Below are 13,509 nucleotides of genomic sequence, written 5' to 3' on the forward strand. Positions count from 1 at the left end.
TTACGCACCACGCCTTCAGTAGCTGAACAGGAGGGACAGCTGATAGAAACAGAAGCCACTGGAGCACCTCAAAAACACCATCATACACTAAATCAGTAAGTTGGCACCATTACCGTTTTTTCCGGGTTGTTCATGACCCAGCGCGGGAAGAAGATGGTGCCGTGGAACAGTTTGTCGCCCAGGTTCACAATCAGGCTGACGTCGGTACCGGTTGGCTCGGTCCAGGAAATTTTATAGATGCTCTCCCCTACCCGCACGATGTAAGCCTGCTGATCTTTCACCCAACGGTTTGCCACCAGACCGCTATGAATACGGTAATCCAGGGTCGTCTCGTTTTTGACGTAAATCTCGTAGTTCCAGCCGTTGTCGTAGGTGTAAACAAGGTGTTTGCCAACGAAGCCGCTTAAGTCGTGTTTGTCGAAGGTGTTCATAAGATGTCTCCTTTGTTTTGATGAGACGATCGTACACCTTCAAAAAATGAATGAATAACGCTATGTTTTAATCAAATTCATCCAAATTTTAGATAAATTATGCATAAGACGACGCTGGAACAATGGTCTTTACTGGAAAGAGTGGTCGAGGCGGGCAGCTTTGCCAAAGCCGCAGAAGAAACCCACCGCAGCCAGTCCTCGGTGAGCTATAACCTGTCGCTGCTGCAGGAGCGGCTGGGCGTGGCCCTCCTGGTGCCGGAAGGACGACGGGCGGTGTTAACGCCGGCAGGAGAACTGCTGCTCAACCAGGTTAAACCGCTGCTGAAAGCCTTTTCGTACGTTGAGACGCGCGCAGCGACCCTTCGCAACGGAATGCGCACGCGGCTGGATCTGGTGGTGGATTCCATTTTCCCTCGCCGCCGCCTGTTTGCCATTCTGCGTCAGTTCCAGCAGCTCTATCCGCAAACCCAGGTACGCCTCACCGAGGTGCTGGAAAACACCCGGAACGATGCCATTAACGACGAAGCCGATGTGATGGTTCTCACCCGCCGCCAGGACATGACCGGGCTCGGCGAATGGCTGATGAATATCGACTTTGTTGCCGTGGCCCACCATCAGCATCCTCTCTTTCACCTCGACGCGCCGCTTAACGACGACATGCTACGCCCGTGGCCGCTCATTCAGATTGCGGACAGCCAGCCCGCCGCGCGCGCGGCCGGTGAGGCATGGACCTTCTCCACCATCGATGCCGCCATTGAGGCCGTCCTCTCTCAGGTCGGCTACGGCTGGCTGCCAGAGGAACGCATCCAGACCCAGCTGGATCAAGGCATCCTGAAACGCCTGCCGCTGAGCCACGGTGCACGCAGAGCGACGCCGCTTCACCTGATTGTTAAGCGCTCACTCGCCCCGCTTGACGAGCAGGTGGAGACGCTGCTGCGCCTTTTTAGCCAGGAGCCGTCATCCTCACCTGCTACGCTTTAAGGTCCGAACGTTAAAACGATAAGGAGCGGATGATGAAAATCGACTTTACGGGGAAAGTGGCGCTGGTGACCGCCTCAACCGGCGGGATCGGGTTCGCCATTGCCAGAGGGCTGGCAGAAAGCGGTGCCGAGGTGATCGTTAATGGCCGCAGCACGGAATCGGTGAATAAAGGCATTCAGCAGCTGCAGCAGGTAGTGCCGGGCGTGCAGGTGCGCGCCGCGATTGCCGATCTCAGCACGGCGGAAGGGGTCGAGTCGCTGCTCAAGGTAGCGAATAACGTCGATATTCTGGTTAACAACGCCGGGATTTACGGCCCGCAGGATTTCTATGCCACCGACGATGAGACCTGGGAGCGTTACTGGCAGACCAACGTGATGTCCGGCGTGCGTCTTTCCCGCGCCCTGCTGCCGGGCATGGTGCAAAAGGGCTGGGGGCGGGTGGTGTTTATCTCCTCCGAGTCGGCCTGCAATATCCCGGCGGATATGATCCACTACGGCGTGACCAAAACGGCGCAGCTCTCCCTGGCGCGCGGGCTGGCGAAGTTCGTGGCGGGAAGCGGCGTGACGGTCAACAGCGTCTTGCCGGGGCCAACGATGTCGGACGGTTTCGCAGAGATGATGAAGGATGAAATCGAAAAAACCGGTAAATCGCTGGAGCAGCTGGCGAAAGAGTTTGTGATGGCCAACCGCCCCAGCTCGGTGATCCAGCGCGCGGCCACGGTAGAAGAGGTGGCCAATATGGTGATTTATGTCTGTTCGCCCCAGGCTTCCGCCACCTCGGGCGCGGCGCTGCGCGTGGATGGCGGCGTCGTGGATGACATCATCTGAGGCTGTCAGGCCGCACTGCCTGCAACCCGACGGGCAGTAATGTAGTGCGCCTGCCAGTAAGCATCCGTCAGGGTTGAGACCGTGACGCCCTGGCTGCTTGAGGCATGAATAAACTGGCTATTGCCAATATACACGCCGACATGCCTGCGGTTCGGACCCGTCTGGAAGAACACCAGATCTCCGGGCCTCAGGCGGTATTGCGTCACCTGCACCCCGCGGTGGATCTGCTCGCCGGTCGTGCGCGGTAAGTTAAGATGCGCCACATCGCTGAACAGGTGCTGCATCAGCGCGGAGCAATCCACCCCGCGGCGCGTGGTTCCGCCCCACTGATACTGGGTCCCCTTCCACTTTTGGTATTGATCAAGGATGCGCGCGCGCAGCGGGCCCGTATCCTGTTGCATCAGTGCAGATTTCGCTGGCGAGACGGCCAGGTCACTGTTCATCGATAGCATCGACGCGGGGAGTTGAAAACTGAATGCAGAAAACGAAGCAAAACTTAACGTCAGGATTGAAATAAACGATCTAAGAGTCATATCAAGAAAGCAGTAGTGAGTGAGTTTTTCCTTACCTGTGGGGCCAAAGGGTTCCCCTGAATATCGTGCGATGTGGCGATAATATAGACAGATCGTTTTTTCACCAATTCTTATCGAGGCCAAAAATGGACTCACTTTGAGATCGCAAGATCGAGAAAAAAATGGTGGTGATGTAAGGACTGTCCTGGTAAAGCAGGTAAACTGATCCACAGAATGTGTATTTCAGCTAAGACGTATTTATGACCAATATGATTGCCGACGAGACGGTGGCGAAATCCAGCGTGCTCTCTGTCTTTGACTTTGATGGGACGTTAACACACCACGACAGCTTTATTCCTTTCCTGCGCTTTGCCTTCGGGAAACGCTACTTCGCGGGCCGTCTGGTGCGTATGGCGCTGCCTACGCTCCACTGCGTGCGTCGCAAGCTGACGCGCGATGAGCTAAAGGAAGTGCTGATCAAAACGTTCCTGACGGGCGTGGATGAACACTGGTTGCGCCAGCAGGCGGAAGCGTTTTGCGAAAAATACTGGAGCAAGCTGATGCGCCCCGAAGGGGTTCTGGCCGTGGCGGCCGAGGTGAATTCCGGTGCGGAGGTGACCATCTGTTCCGCGTCTCCGGCGCTGGTGCTCCAGCCGTGGGCTGACAAACTGGGCATTAAGCTGATTGGCACGCAGCTGGAAGTGAAAGACGGCAAGCTGACGGGGCGCATCACGGGCCATAACTGCCGCTGCGCCCAGAAGGTGGCCAGGCTGGAAAAAGTGTATGGCGATCTGAACGCCTATCACCTGCGCGCCTGGGGAGACACCCGCGGCGACCACGAGCTGCTGGCGGCGGCGCAGGATCCGCACTGGCGGCACTTCCACCCGCCGCGCAAGCGCCGCAATTCACCCATCAAGTAGCTTTTTTGCCGGGTGGCGGCTGCGCCTTACCCGGCCTACATTCGAACTGTAGGCCCGGTAAGCGAAGCGCCACCGGGCGGTACATCAGGCTTCTCGTTTCCCCGGGAACATCACGCTCGCAATAATTCCCAGCGCCAGCACGCCCAATACCACAAACAGGCTGGCGGTCGCGCCAATGCTGTAACCGTGATGCCAGAAGTGATCGGTGGCATTTAACCCCAGCTTGAACGCCACGAAGAACAGCAGCAGCACCACCGCTTTCTCGAGGTGCACCAGATACTGCTTCAGCGCTTCCAGCACGAAGTAAAGAGTACGCAGGCCGAGGATAGCGAACATCATGGCGCTGTAGATAATCAGCGGCTCGCGGCTGACGGCGATAATGGCCGGCACGGAGTCAAACGCGAACATCACGTCTGAGAGTTCCACCACCGCCACGCAGAGCAGCAGCGGGGTCGCATAGCGCTTCGCCTTCTTCACGCGCCCAACCATCACGTCCTGGTTTTCCGGCTTTTCAAGCTCCGCATCCACCTCTTTCTGCGTCAGAATAAAGGCGTTGCTGCTGATTTTCGGCCAGACCGGATAGAAGCGTTTCACCAGGCGATAGGCGAGATGACCCGAGTAATCTTCCACTTCGTCACTCTCTTCATTGCGTCGGAGCATCATTACCGCCGTCCAGCCGACGACCAGCGCGAAAATCACCTCGACGTAAGGCCCCAGACTTAACAGGCTGGTGCCGATAGCCACGAAAATACCGCGGAAGACAATCGCCCCCAGCACGCCCCAGTAGAGCACGCGGTGACGGTACTTATCCGGCACGCCGAACCAGGCGAAGATCGCCATCATCACAAACAGGTTATCGACGGAGAGCACCTCCTCCAGCGCATAACCGGTGAGGAACAGGCTCGCCATCTCGGCGCCGTGGTGAACGTACAGGAACCCGGCGAAGGCCATCGCCATCATGACCCAGAAGAGGGACCACATTGCGGCGCTTTTCAGCGAGATCGGTTTATCGTGACGGTGCATAAAGAGGTCGATAAACATCGCCCCAACGGCCATCACCACAAAGACAACAACGGTTTCCGTCGGGAAACCGAGATGAGCAGCAGACATACATAACCCTTTTATAGAGGCAAAGCACAGCACCATGCAGGCTGGCGTAAACCAGCAGAGAAAAAGGGTGGGCTGTTTATCACATCCACCCTCAAAACCGCAGCGCGACGGCCGCGTAAGGGGTGTACTTTACCTTACCAGATGGGGATTGCACATCTACCGTTTAGGCGCTCATGCCACGCAAACGCTGCAGTACTGCGACCAGAACCGCCACAGACCAGCCTACCATCAACGCGCCCACCAGTCCTTCCACCCCGCCGATGAGCCGCCAGTGCTGGGGTAACGTGACGTCGCCGTACCCTACCGTCGCATAGCTCACCAGCGAAAAGTAGAAGCTGGTGTTCCAGTCATTAAACGCGTCGATGACAAAATAAAAGGCAGCAAACAGCCCGGCCTCCAGGAGATGGGCGAAAATCATAGAGATCACGATACCGACATTGCGTAAAACAATGCGTACCGCAGAATCGACGTCCAACGTGATGAATTTTAAAACGCCAAACATCCACAGCGAATGAATGACCACGGTTAGGGTAAGCAAAATAATAATGCTGAGTAGCTGCATGGTACGTGCTCTGACCAAAAGGGATATGGCCCCGCGAGCGCGGCGGGGCATCTGGTCGAAGCTTAGTCGAAGGGAGAGGAAAAGTTGGTGCAATAATTGCGTTACGTGATTATTTCTCTGCCAGCACGTCATGCTTGCGGCTGGTCAGCAGCCTTGAGCGATATCCGCAGCGCACTATCTGTGAGTCACCTCTTATTTACATCATTTAAACCTTCCATTAACTGGATAAAAAGAACGCACCGTCGCTATAGTGGTTTTGTTTAATAAAACTAAGTTGTACCTAATAAAACAAAGAACACACCCTGCGAGGATACAATGACAGAACATTTACGTAACGGCGCGACCGCCACCGAGGACATAGAAAGAGAGACGATGCGGAAGGTGATCTGGCGTATTCTCCCGTTTCTGATTGTCAGTTACCTGGTCTCGATTATCGATCGCGGGAATATCGGCATGGCTTCGCTGCAGATGAATGAGGACCTTGGCCTCAGCAAAGCGGCGTTTGGCTTCGCCAGCAGCCTCTACTTCGTGGCCTATTTCCTGTTTGAGGTGCCGAGCAACCTGGCCATGCAGAAAGTCGGCGCCCGGCTGTGGATCCCGCGCATTATGATCAGCTGGGGCATCGTCTCCATGGGCATGGCGCTGGTTCAAAACACCACGTCGCTCTATATCGTCCGTTTTCTTCTCGGAGCAGCGGAAGCAGGCTTCTTCCCGGGCGTCGTGCTGTATCTGACCTGGTGGATCCCTGCCCGCTACCGCGCGCGCATTATTGCGTCCTTTATGGTCGCCATCCCGCTCGCTAACTTCATCGGCTCCCCGCTTTCCGGATTGATACTGTCGCTGGATGGCTGGCTGGGTCTTCGCGGCTGGCATCTGCTGTTCATTATTGAAGGCTTACCTGCGGTGCTGCTGGGTATTGCGGCCTGGTTTATTCTCCGGGATCGCCCTCATCAGGCGAAATGGCTCAGCGATGAACAGAAAAAGTGGCTGGAAACCACCCTTGAGACCGAGCGTAGCCAGCAAAAGAACATTGGACACCAGACGACGTGGCAGCTGCTGAAGCATCGTCAAATCTGGCTGATGGCGCTGATTTACGCGGGCGCATCGTCCGCGGGCACCACTATTAGCGTCTGGTCTCCTCAGCTGCTGAAATCCTTCCATCTTGATAATCTGCAAACCGGTCTGTTTAACGCCATTCCTTACGGTCTGGCATCGGTTCTGATGATTGTCTGGGGACGACACTCCGATCGCACCAATGAACGCCGCTGGCATACTGCGCTGACGCTGTTCATGATTGCCGCCGGCGTGTTCGCTGCCTTTGTCAGCGTCTCGCTCTTTGCCACTATCGTGATCCTGAGCATTATCCTGACGGGCGCGTATTCGATGAAAGGGCCTTTCTGGGCGCTGGCGTCCGGCTGGATGAGCAGCTCCTCGGCGGCGGCAGGGCTGGCCGCAATTGGCGCCATCGCGAACCTGATTGGCGGGGCGGTCATGGTAAATGCCTACGGCATGATCAGCGAGCAAACGGGCAGCTACACGCTGGCTATGCTTCCGCTGGCCGTGCTGTGCCTGGCCGGGGGTATCGCGGTACTCATTATGGGACGGCAGGCACGCAACGCTCAGCTACACGAAAAACAGGTCACACATTCGTGATGACAGAAGCGGGACACATGTCCCGCTTCTGCGTTTAAAGATTTTCTTCCGCCGCGTCGCTCGTTTCACCAAAGAACTGCTGACAGAAGGGCTTACTGGCTCCCATTTTCTGCGACAGACGGCTGGCCGCCACCTTCATCAAAGGCCCTATCTCCTTCTCACGACGATTTTCCGTCAGCCGTGAGATGGGGCCGGTCAGGGCTAACGTCGCAACCAGCTTGTCGTGAACGCCGAAGACAGGCATCGCAAACGCCGCGGTGTGGGGATCGCGTGCGCCTGACGTGTAGAAAGGGAGTTCAGCGTCTCCCTCCGGCAGGCTCTCATTGAGCCCCCAATGGCGCAAGACCTTACTGATGGCCGAATTATCGAGCGGGAACTGGCTGCCGGGAAGATTGCTGTGTCGCAGGCCGTGCGACGCTTCCGCGCGAAACAGGCAAAGGCGCTGCCCACCCTCCAGCACATACCAGCTGGCACTTTCCTGAGACGCCAGGGAGAGCGCCTGAAGCTCTGGCTGAACCACCCGCGAAAGATGGAAAGATTGTTCATACAGCTTGCCGAGGTAAAGCAGACGTGGGCCAAGCGCATAATTGCCGTCTTCATGCCTGACGACGTAATTCATCCGTTCAAGAGAATTCATCAAGCGGTAAACCGTGGTTTTGTGATAACCCGACAGCTGTGCCAGCGCGGTCAGCGTCAGGCTCTCATCCCCGGGACGGAAGCAATCCAGTAAAGCCAGCGCTTTTTCAACCGCTACAACGCCTTCATTCCCCATCATTATCTCCTTGTTAGCCCGGCAGTGAGTGTACCTCAAATTTTGTGAGTCACTTCGTGTTTACATCACAAACGCCACCTCGGGTCTGGCTAAAAGGAAAGCAACACCGCTATAGTTGTTTTGTTCTGTACACCTGCGTTGTACTAAGTAAAACAATATGGAGGCATTCATGTCCGTTTCTGAAAAAAAACCGATTAATCGCCAGTTCGAACGCGTTTCTGCCGAGGACGTTCGTCGGGCTGCCGAGTATCAGGCAGCCATTCTGGCCGACGTGGCCGGTCGCCGCGGTACGCTTCACGGCCGCATCAAACCGCTGGCTCCTCATATGTCCGTTGCGGGTCCGGCCATCACCGTGGAAGTCCGTCCGGGTGATAATTTGGCGATTCATGCCGCGATGGCGGTTGCGCAACCCGGCGATGTCCTGGTCGTCGATGGCAAAGGCGACCTGAGCTGCGCGCTGCTGGGCGAAATCATGGCCACTCAGGCTCAGGCGAGCGGCATTGCGGGCATCATTATTGACGGTGCTGTACGTGACGCCGATTCCCTGAGCAAAGGTCACTACCCTGTCTTTTCTGCCGGTCTGAACCCCTGCGGCCCGACAAAGTTAATTTCTGGCCGGGTTAATCATCCCATTTCAGTCGCCGGGGCGACGGTTCAGGCCGGAGATCTGGTTGTCGCGGATATCGACGGCGTGGTCGTCATCCCACGCGATGAGGTTCAGCAGGTCATCGCGCTGGCAAAAGAAAAGCTGGAGATGGAGACCCGGCGTCTTGCCGCCATCCGTGAAGGCGATTTGCGTCCACACTGGCTTGATGACGCGCTTCGTAAGGCAGGTATGTTAGCTGACGGGGAGACGCTGTGATGGGGGGCAAAGACGTAATTCTGGTTACCGGAAGCGACCTGGCGGAGCAGGCCATGGTGATGCTGCAGGGCTTTGAGGTGGTGTTTGCGGGCCGCCAGCCGACAGAAGATGACCTGATCGCGCTGTGTGAACGACACAATCCCGTGGCGATTCTGGTTCGTTACGGCCGGATCACCGCGAAAGTCATGGATGCCGCCCCGGCTCTGCAGGTTATTTCCAAGCACGGAAGCGGGATCGATGTGATAGACCAGACGGCAGCGGCCGAGCGCAATATCGCCGTCCGCGCGGCCCCAGGCGCAAACGCGGCGGCAGTGGCTGAACATACCTGGGCGCTGATCCTCGCCTGCGCAAAGTCCGTGGTGCCTCTGGACAAGCGGTTACGAGACGGGCACTGGGATAAGGCGACGCATAAATCCATTGAGCTGGAGGGATTAACCCTGGGGCTAATCGGATTGGGCGCTATCGGCTCGCGCGTGGCAACGATTGGTCATGCCTTCGGTATGAAGGTGCTGGCTTACGATCCCTATGCTAAGTCCATGCCCGCCCTGTGCGAACGCGCAGAGACGCTGACCGGACTTCTTTCCCGTTCCGATGTCATCTCTTTGCACTGTCCGCTAACCGATGTGAATCGGGGAATGATCAATAGCGAGACGCTCGCACACTGCAAGCGGAACGCCATTCTGGTCAATACGGCACGCGGTGGACTGATCCACAGTGAATCGTTACTGGCGGCGCTCCGGGATGGCACGCTGCACAGTGCAGCGCTGGACAGCTTTACCCACGAGCCGCTGACGGCGCCGCACCTCTGGCAGTCTGTAGAAAACGTGGTTATTTCACCGCATATCGGCGGCGTTACCGCCGCGTCATACATCAAGATGGGGACCGTGGCCGCGAGCAATATTCTGGCCGTGACGGACGCCACCACCGTCAGCCCGTAAAGCCAAGCGTGACGAGTGGCAGCGCGCTGATGTCACTTGTCTTCTGCCAGCGCCTGAGCACATGCCCAGGCACTTGCCCATGCCCACTGGAAGTTGTATCCGCCGAGCCAGCCGGTCACATCCATCACTTCGCCAATAAAATAGAGCCCCGGTACGTTGCGCGCTTCCATGGTGCGGGAAGAGAGTTCATTCGTATCAACCCCGCCCAGCGTGACTTCCGCGGTGCGGTAGCCCTCCGTGCCGTTTGGCTGCACGCGCCAGTTTGTCAGGGTCTCCACCAGCGTCTCCTGCTCGCGGCTGTTAAGCTGCTTAAGCGACACGTCGGGGATCTGCCCCAGCACCTGCAAACACTCCACCAGACGCTTCGGCAGCTGCATTGCCAGCGTGTTTTTCAGGCTTTGATTCGGGTGCGCCGCACGCTGTTCGTTGAGGAAGGAATCCAGATCGCAGTCCGGGAGCAGGTTAACCGTGACAAACTCCCCCGGCTGCCAGTAGCTGGAGATTTGCAGGACCGCCGGGCCGGAGAGGCCGCGATGGGTAAAGAGCAGGTTTTCGCGAAACACCGTGCCGTCTTCGGCGGTGATAACAGAGGGAACAGACACGCCAGACAGCGTCTGAAGCTGTTCCAGAAGCGGTTTATGCAGCGTGAACGGCACCAGCCCGGCGCGCGTAGGCAAAACGTTCAGGCCAAACTGTTCGGCAATCTTATAGCCGAACGGGGAAGCGCCCAGCCCCGGCATAGAGAGGCCGCCGCTGGCGATCACCAGATTATCGGCACTGACGGTTTCGCCGTTGAGCTGCAGCGTGTAGCCCTGGTCGTCACGGGAAACCTCCAGCACCTCGGTGCGCAGGCGCATGACCACGCCGCCCTTCTCGCACTCGGCCACCAGCATATCGACAATCTGCTGCGCGGAGTCGTCGCAGAATAGCTGGCCCAGCGTCTTCTCATGCCATGCGATACCGTGCTTTCCCACCAGGTCGATAAAGTCCCACTGGGTATAACGCGCCAGCGCAGATTTACAAAAATGACGGTTTTGGCTCAAATAGGCCGCGGGTTCAACATACAGGTTAGTAAAGTTGCAGCGCCCGCCGCCGGACATCAGGATCTTACGGCCTGGCTTTTTACCGTTATCCAGCAGCAGCACGCGACGACCCGCCTGTCCGGCCATTGCCGCACAAAACATACCCGCCGCACCGGCGCCAATTACCACGGCATCAAACCTTTCCACGTCAAAACCCTCTTTGTTAACTGCCGCGGATTGTAAAGTTTCCTCTGTGGTCACACCAGCGTAAAAAGATATTACAAAGCCATTCCATTGAAATTTAAAGAATATCCTTTCAAGCACTTTTCTCAATTCAGGTGGTATGTCAAAAAAAGTCTATATTTCACTTTGCCCGTTGCGCATTTGTCCTGGATAATGCGCCGCGTTCATGTCCTCAAAATGGCGTAACGTCCTATGCTACATTTGTTTGCCGGCCTGGATTTACATACCGGGCTTTTACTCTTGCTTGCTCTGGTTTTTGTACTGTTTTACGAAGCGATCAACGGCTTCCACGACACTGCAAACGCAGTAGCGACGGTTATTTACACTCGCGCAATGCGATCGCAGCTTGCGGTTGTTATGGCGGCGGTATTTAACTTTTTTGGTGTCCTCCTGGGCGGACTGAGCGTTGCGTATGCCATTGTGCATATGCTGCCAACAGATCTGCTGCTTAACGTAAGTTCTGGCCATGGCCTCGCTATGGTGTTTTCAATGCTGCTTGCTGCAATTATCTGGAACCTCGGTACCTGGTATTTCGGCCTGCCTGCATCCAGTTCTCACACCCTCATCGGCGCGATTATCGGTATCGGGTTAACCAACGCCCTCATGACCGGTACATCGGTTGTTGATGCGTTAAATATCCCGAAAGTACTGGGGATCTTTGCCTCTCTCATCGTCTCCCCTATCGTGGGTCTGGTGGTGGCAGGCGGGCTGATCTTCATCCTGCGTCGTTACTGGAGCAATACCAAAAAACGCTCCCGTATTCACCTGACGCCAGCAGAGCGTGAAAAGAAAGACGGCAAGAAAAAGCCGCCATTCTGGACGCGTATTGCCCTGATCATTTCCGCTATCGGTGTGGCTTTCTCACACGGCGCGAACGATGGTCAGAAAGGCATTGGTCTGGTGATGCTGGTACTGATCGGCGTTGCTCCGGCAGGCTTCGTGGTTAACATGAACGCCTCCGGCTACGAAATCACCCGGACCCGTGATGCGGTCAACAACGTTGAAACCTACTTCCAGCAGCACCCTGAGCTGCTGAAAAAAGCGACCGGCGTTGACCAGTTGATCCCGTCTCCGGAAGCCGGTGCTACCACCGCGCCTGGCGAATTCCACTGCCATCCGGCAAACGCGATTAACGCGCTGGAACGTGCCAAAGGCATGCTGGGCAATATCGAAAGTTATGACAAACTGACCGTTGAGCAGCGTGGTCAACTGCGTCGCATTATGCTGTGCATCTCTGATGTGACGGATAAAGTGGCGAAGCTGCCAGACGTGAATGCTGACGACCAGCGTCTCCTGAAGAAACTGAAAGGCGATATGCTCAATACCATCGAGTACGCGCCAATCTGGATCATCATGGCGGTCGCGCTGGCACTGGGTATCGGTACGATGATTGGCTGGCGCCGCGTGGCGACCACCATCGGCGAGAAGATCGGTAAGAAAGGCATGACCTATGCGCAGGGTATGTCCGCGCAGATGACGGCGGCAGTGTCTATCGGTCTGGCGAGCTACACCGGTATGCCGGTATCCACCACCCACGTACTCTCCTCATCCGTGGCAGGTACCATGATTGTTGACGGTGGCGGCCTGCAGCGCAAAACCGTAACCAACATTCTGATGGCCTGGGTGTTCACCCTTCCGGCGTCCATCCTGCTGTCTGGCGGGCTGTACTGGATTTCGCTGAAGCTCATTTAATCGGTTAAAGGCGACAAAAAAGCGGGTCAGGAAACTGACCCGCTTTTTTTATGGCTGTTAGTTGCAATCGGAAAGTGTATAACATCAGGATTTCCTGAACATTTTTTGCCCAACGAAATTGCGCAGGTAATACTATGATGGCGATCGGAAGAAAAACCAGACAAAGGAGAATGTATGGCTTCTGTCCCTCTTTCAGGACCAGGTTCAATGGTTATAGCAAACAACATGCGTGAAGCACGCCTTCATGGCATGTCGCGTAATATGGCCACGCCTTCAAAGTATTACTGGTTCTACCAAAAAGTACGAAATGGTGGTCCCTGGGATTACAAGAAATTCGACCCTTATTTTGCTGCATTTGGAAATTTCAACTTCGGAGCCGCCGGGACTGCAGCAGGAATTCCTGCAAACATCCTGCTTATGGGCGCTGGCTGGGCTCAAGGCCGCGCTGGCACGTCAAAACCTGAATGGGGAAAATGGCACGAAAAGCCGCCTTACGGGGACGATCCAACGGACCAACGCAATATCAGAGAAGGAATAGAGTATGCCATTCAAAACGGCTACTAAATGGATTCATCGCCTTGTTACCGTTTCGCTTCTGGCGCTGGTCATTGGATTTTTGTGGCTCAACCACCAGCCCAACCGGCAAGGGAGCGATGAATTACAACACGTTTATAAATTATCTGACAGCGTCTGGCTCTATATGACCGTGAACAATCAGGGTGACGCAACCGTACCCACAATCTACCGTTACTATCTCTCGGAAAAGATAACAGGGAAAGACACCGACATTATCCATCAGTTGGCTAAGAAGCATCCTGTCATTGAAGGTACGGGTACAATTACTGCGGCCAGCATTGATACAAACGGAGACGTTAACATCGCCTATAGCGGGAAGGTTACTTCGATTGAGACCAATATCTCCGATCTTCGGTTCTCAGTGAAGCCCTGAACCAGAGGAAAGAAGGCGGGGCTGACCCCGCCTTC

At 56.0% G+C, this 13,509-nt stretch carries 15 protein-coding genes and 1 pseudogene; 9 read left to right on the top strand and 7 right to left on the bottom strand.

Annotation, left to right across the window (positions count from 1 at the left end; translation table 11 throughout):
• Positions 1 to 59 (bottom strand): IS1 family transposase (locus tag FHC52_RS23075; RefSeq protein WP_136697432.1); only part of this gene is annotated, 59 nt, incomplete at its 3' end.
• A 51-nt stretch (positions 60 to 110) separates the two neighbouring features.
• Positions 111 to 431 (bottom strand): annotated as a pseudogene (locus FHC52_RS19310) (phenolic acid decarboxylase); the annotation flags it as partial.
• 99 nt (positions 432 to 530) lie between these two features.
• Between FHC52_RS19310 and FHC52_RS19315 the strand changes: the two are divergent.
• Positions 531 to 1,412 (top strand): LysR family transcriptional regulator, encoded by an 882-nt coding sequence (locus tag FHC52_RS19315; RefSeq protein ID WP_063616688.1) that lies wholly within the window; start codon positions 531 to 533, stop codon positions 1,410 to 1,412.
• 32 nt (positions 1,413 to 1,444) lie between these two features.
• Positions 1,445 to 2,239, top strand: coding sequence for an SDR family NAD(P)-dependent oxidoreductase (locus tag FHC52_RS19320; RefSeq protein ID WP_021242161.1), 795 nt, complete (start codon positions 1,445 to 1,447; stop codon positions 2,237 to 2,239).
• 5 nt (positions 2,240 to 2,244) lie between these two features.
• Here the strand turns inward: FHC52_RS19320 and FHC52_RS19325 are convergent, their stop codons facing one another.
• Entirely contained in the window at positions 2,245 to 2,691 is a 447-nt protein-coding gene (locus tag FHC52_RS19325) for an NlpC/P60 family protein (protein ID WP_008503106.1), read from the bottom strand.
• A gap of 320 nt (positions 2,692 to 3,011) precedes the next feature.
• Between FHC52_RS19325 and FHC52_RS19330 the strand changes: the two genes are divergently transcribed.
• Positions 3,012 to 3,671: an HAD family hydrolase gene (locus FHC52_RS19330; RefSeq protein ID WP_008503107.1), complete on the top strand. Its 660-nt coding sequence runs from the start codon at positions 3,012 to 3,014 to the stop codon at positions 3,669 to 3,671.
• An 84-nt stretch (positions 3,672 to 3,755) separates the two neighbouring features.
• Here the strand turns inward: FHC52_RS19330 and FHC52_RS19335 are convergent, their stop codons facing one another.
• Both FHC52_RS19335 and FHC52_RS19340 read right to left on the bottom strand, forming a co-directional pair.
• Positions 3,756 to 4,781: a TerC/Alx family metal homeostasis membrane protein gene (locus FHC52_RS19335; RefSeq protein WP_008503109.1), complete on the bottom strand. Its 1,026-nt coding sequence runs from the start codon at positions 4,779 to 4,781 to the stop codon at positions 3,756 to 3,758.
• Positions 4,782 to 4,944: 163 nt separating this feature from the next.
• Entirely contained in the window at positions 4,945 to 5,343 is a 399-nt protein-coding gene (locus FHC52_RS19340; RefSeq protein ID WP_008503110.1) for a potassium channel family protein, read from the bottom strand.
• Between the two features lie 315 nt (positions 5,344 to 5,658).
• Here FHC52_RS19340 and FHC52_RS19345 point away from each other — a divergent pair, with 315 nt between their 5' ends.
• Positions 5,659 to 6,996, top strand: a complete 1,338-nt coding sequence (locus tag FHC52_RS19345) for an MFS transporter (protein WP_032653809.1) — start codon at positions 5,659 to 5,661, stop codon at positions 6,994 to 6,996.
• Between the two features lie 34 nt (positions 6,997 to 7,030).
• On the opposite strand, the gene FHC52_RS19350 is transcribed toward FHC52_RS19345, so the two are convergent.
• Entirely contained in the window at positions 7,031 to 7,768 is a 738-nt protein-coding gene (locus FHC52_RS19350; protein ID WP_126288655.1) for an IclR family transcriptional regulator, read from the bottom strand.
• Between the two features lie 169 nt (positions 7,769 to 7,937).
• Between FHC52_RS19350 and FHC52_RS19355 the strand changes: the two genes are divergently transcribed.
• Both FHC52_RS19355 and FHC52_RS19360 read left to right on the top strand, forming a co-directional pair.
• Complete coding sequence (locus FHC52_RS19355; RefSeq protein ID WP_023345059.1) at positions 7,938 to 8,630, top strand: RraA family protein; 693 nt, start codon at positions 7,938 to 7,940, stop codon at positions 8,628 to 8,630.
• Complete coding sequence (locus FHC52_RS19360) at positions 8,630 to 9,568, top strand: NAD(P)-dependent oxidoreductase (RefSeq protein WP_126288653.1); 939 nt, start codon at positions 8,630 to 8,632, stop codon at positions 9,566 to 9,568. Before FHC52_RS19355 ends, FHC52_RS19360 begins: the two co-directional genes overlap by 1 nt.
• A 32-nt stretch (positions 9,569 to 9,600) precedes the next feature.
• Here the strand turns inward: FHC52_RS19360 and FHC52_RS19365 are convergent, their stop codons facing one another.
• Positions 9,601 to 10,797, bottom strand: a complete 1,197-nt coding sequence (locus tag FHC52_RS19365) for an NAD(P)/FAD-dependent oxidoreductase (protein WP_196353044.1) — start codon at positions 10,795 to 10,797, stop codon at positions 9,601 to 9,603.
• Positions 10,798 to 11,025: 228 nt separating this feature from the next.
• Between FHC52_RS19365 and pitA the strand changes: the two genes are divergently transcribed.
• The 3 genes from pitA (at position 11,026) to FHC52_RS19380 (ending at position 13,474) form a co-directional block, all read left to right on the top strand.
• The gene (gene pitA / locus FHC52_RS19370; protein ID WP_008503116.1) at positions 11,026 to 12,525 is read left to right on the top strand and encodes an inorganic phosphate transporter PitA; all 1,500 of its coding nucleotides are present in this window, start codon (positions 11,026 to 11,028) and stop codon (positions 12,523 to 12,525) included.
• A 174-nt stretch (positions 12,526 to 12,699) separates the two neighbouring features.
• Positions 12,700 to 13,089 carry a polymorphic toxin type 44 domain-containing protein gene (locus FHC52_RS19375; protein WP_206513386.1) on the top strand — a complete coding sequence of 130 codons (390 nt, stop codon included), beginning with the start codon at positions 12,700 to 12,702 and terminating at the stop codon, positions 13,087 to 13,089.
• The gene (locus FHC52_RS19380; protein ID WP_126288608.1) at positions 13,067 to 13,474 is read left to right on the top strand and encodes a hypothetical protein; all 408 of its coding nucleotides are present in this window, start codon (positions 13,067 to 13,069) and stop codon (positions 13,472 to 13,474) included. The genes FHC52_RS19375 and FHC52_RS19380 overlap by 23 nt, the downstream gene beginning before the upstream one ends.
• Positions 13,475 to 13,509: the final 35 nt, after the last annotated feature.

The organism is Enterobacter sp. EC_64, from assembly GCF_019584165.1.
GTDB lineage: Bacteria > Pseudomonadota > Gammaproteobacteria > Enterobacterales > Enterobacteriaceae > Enterobacter > Enterobacter roggenkampii.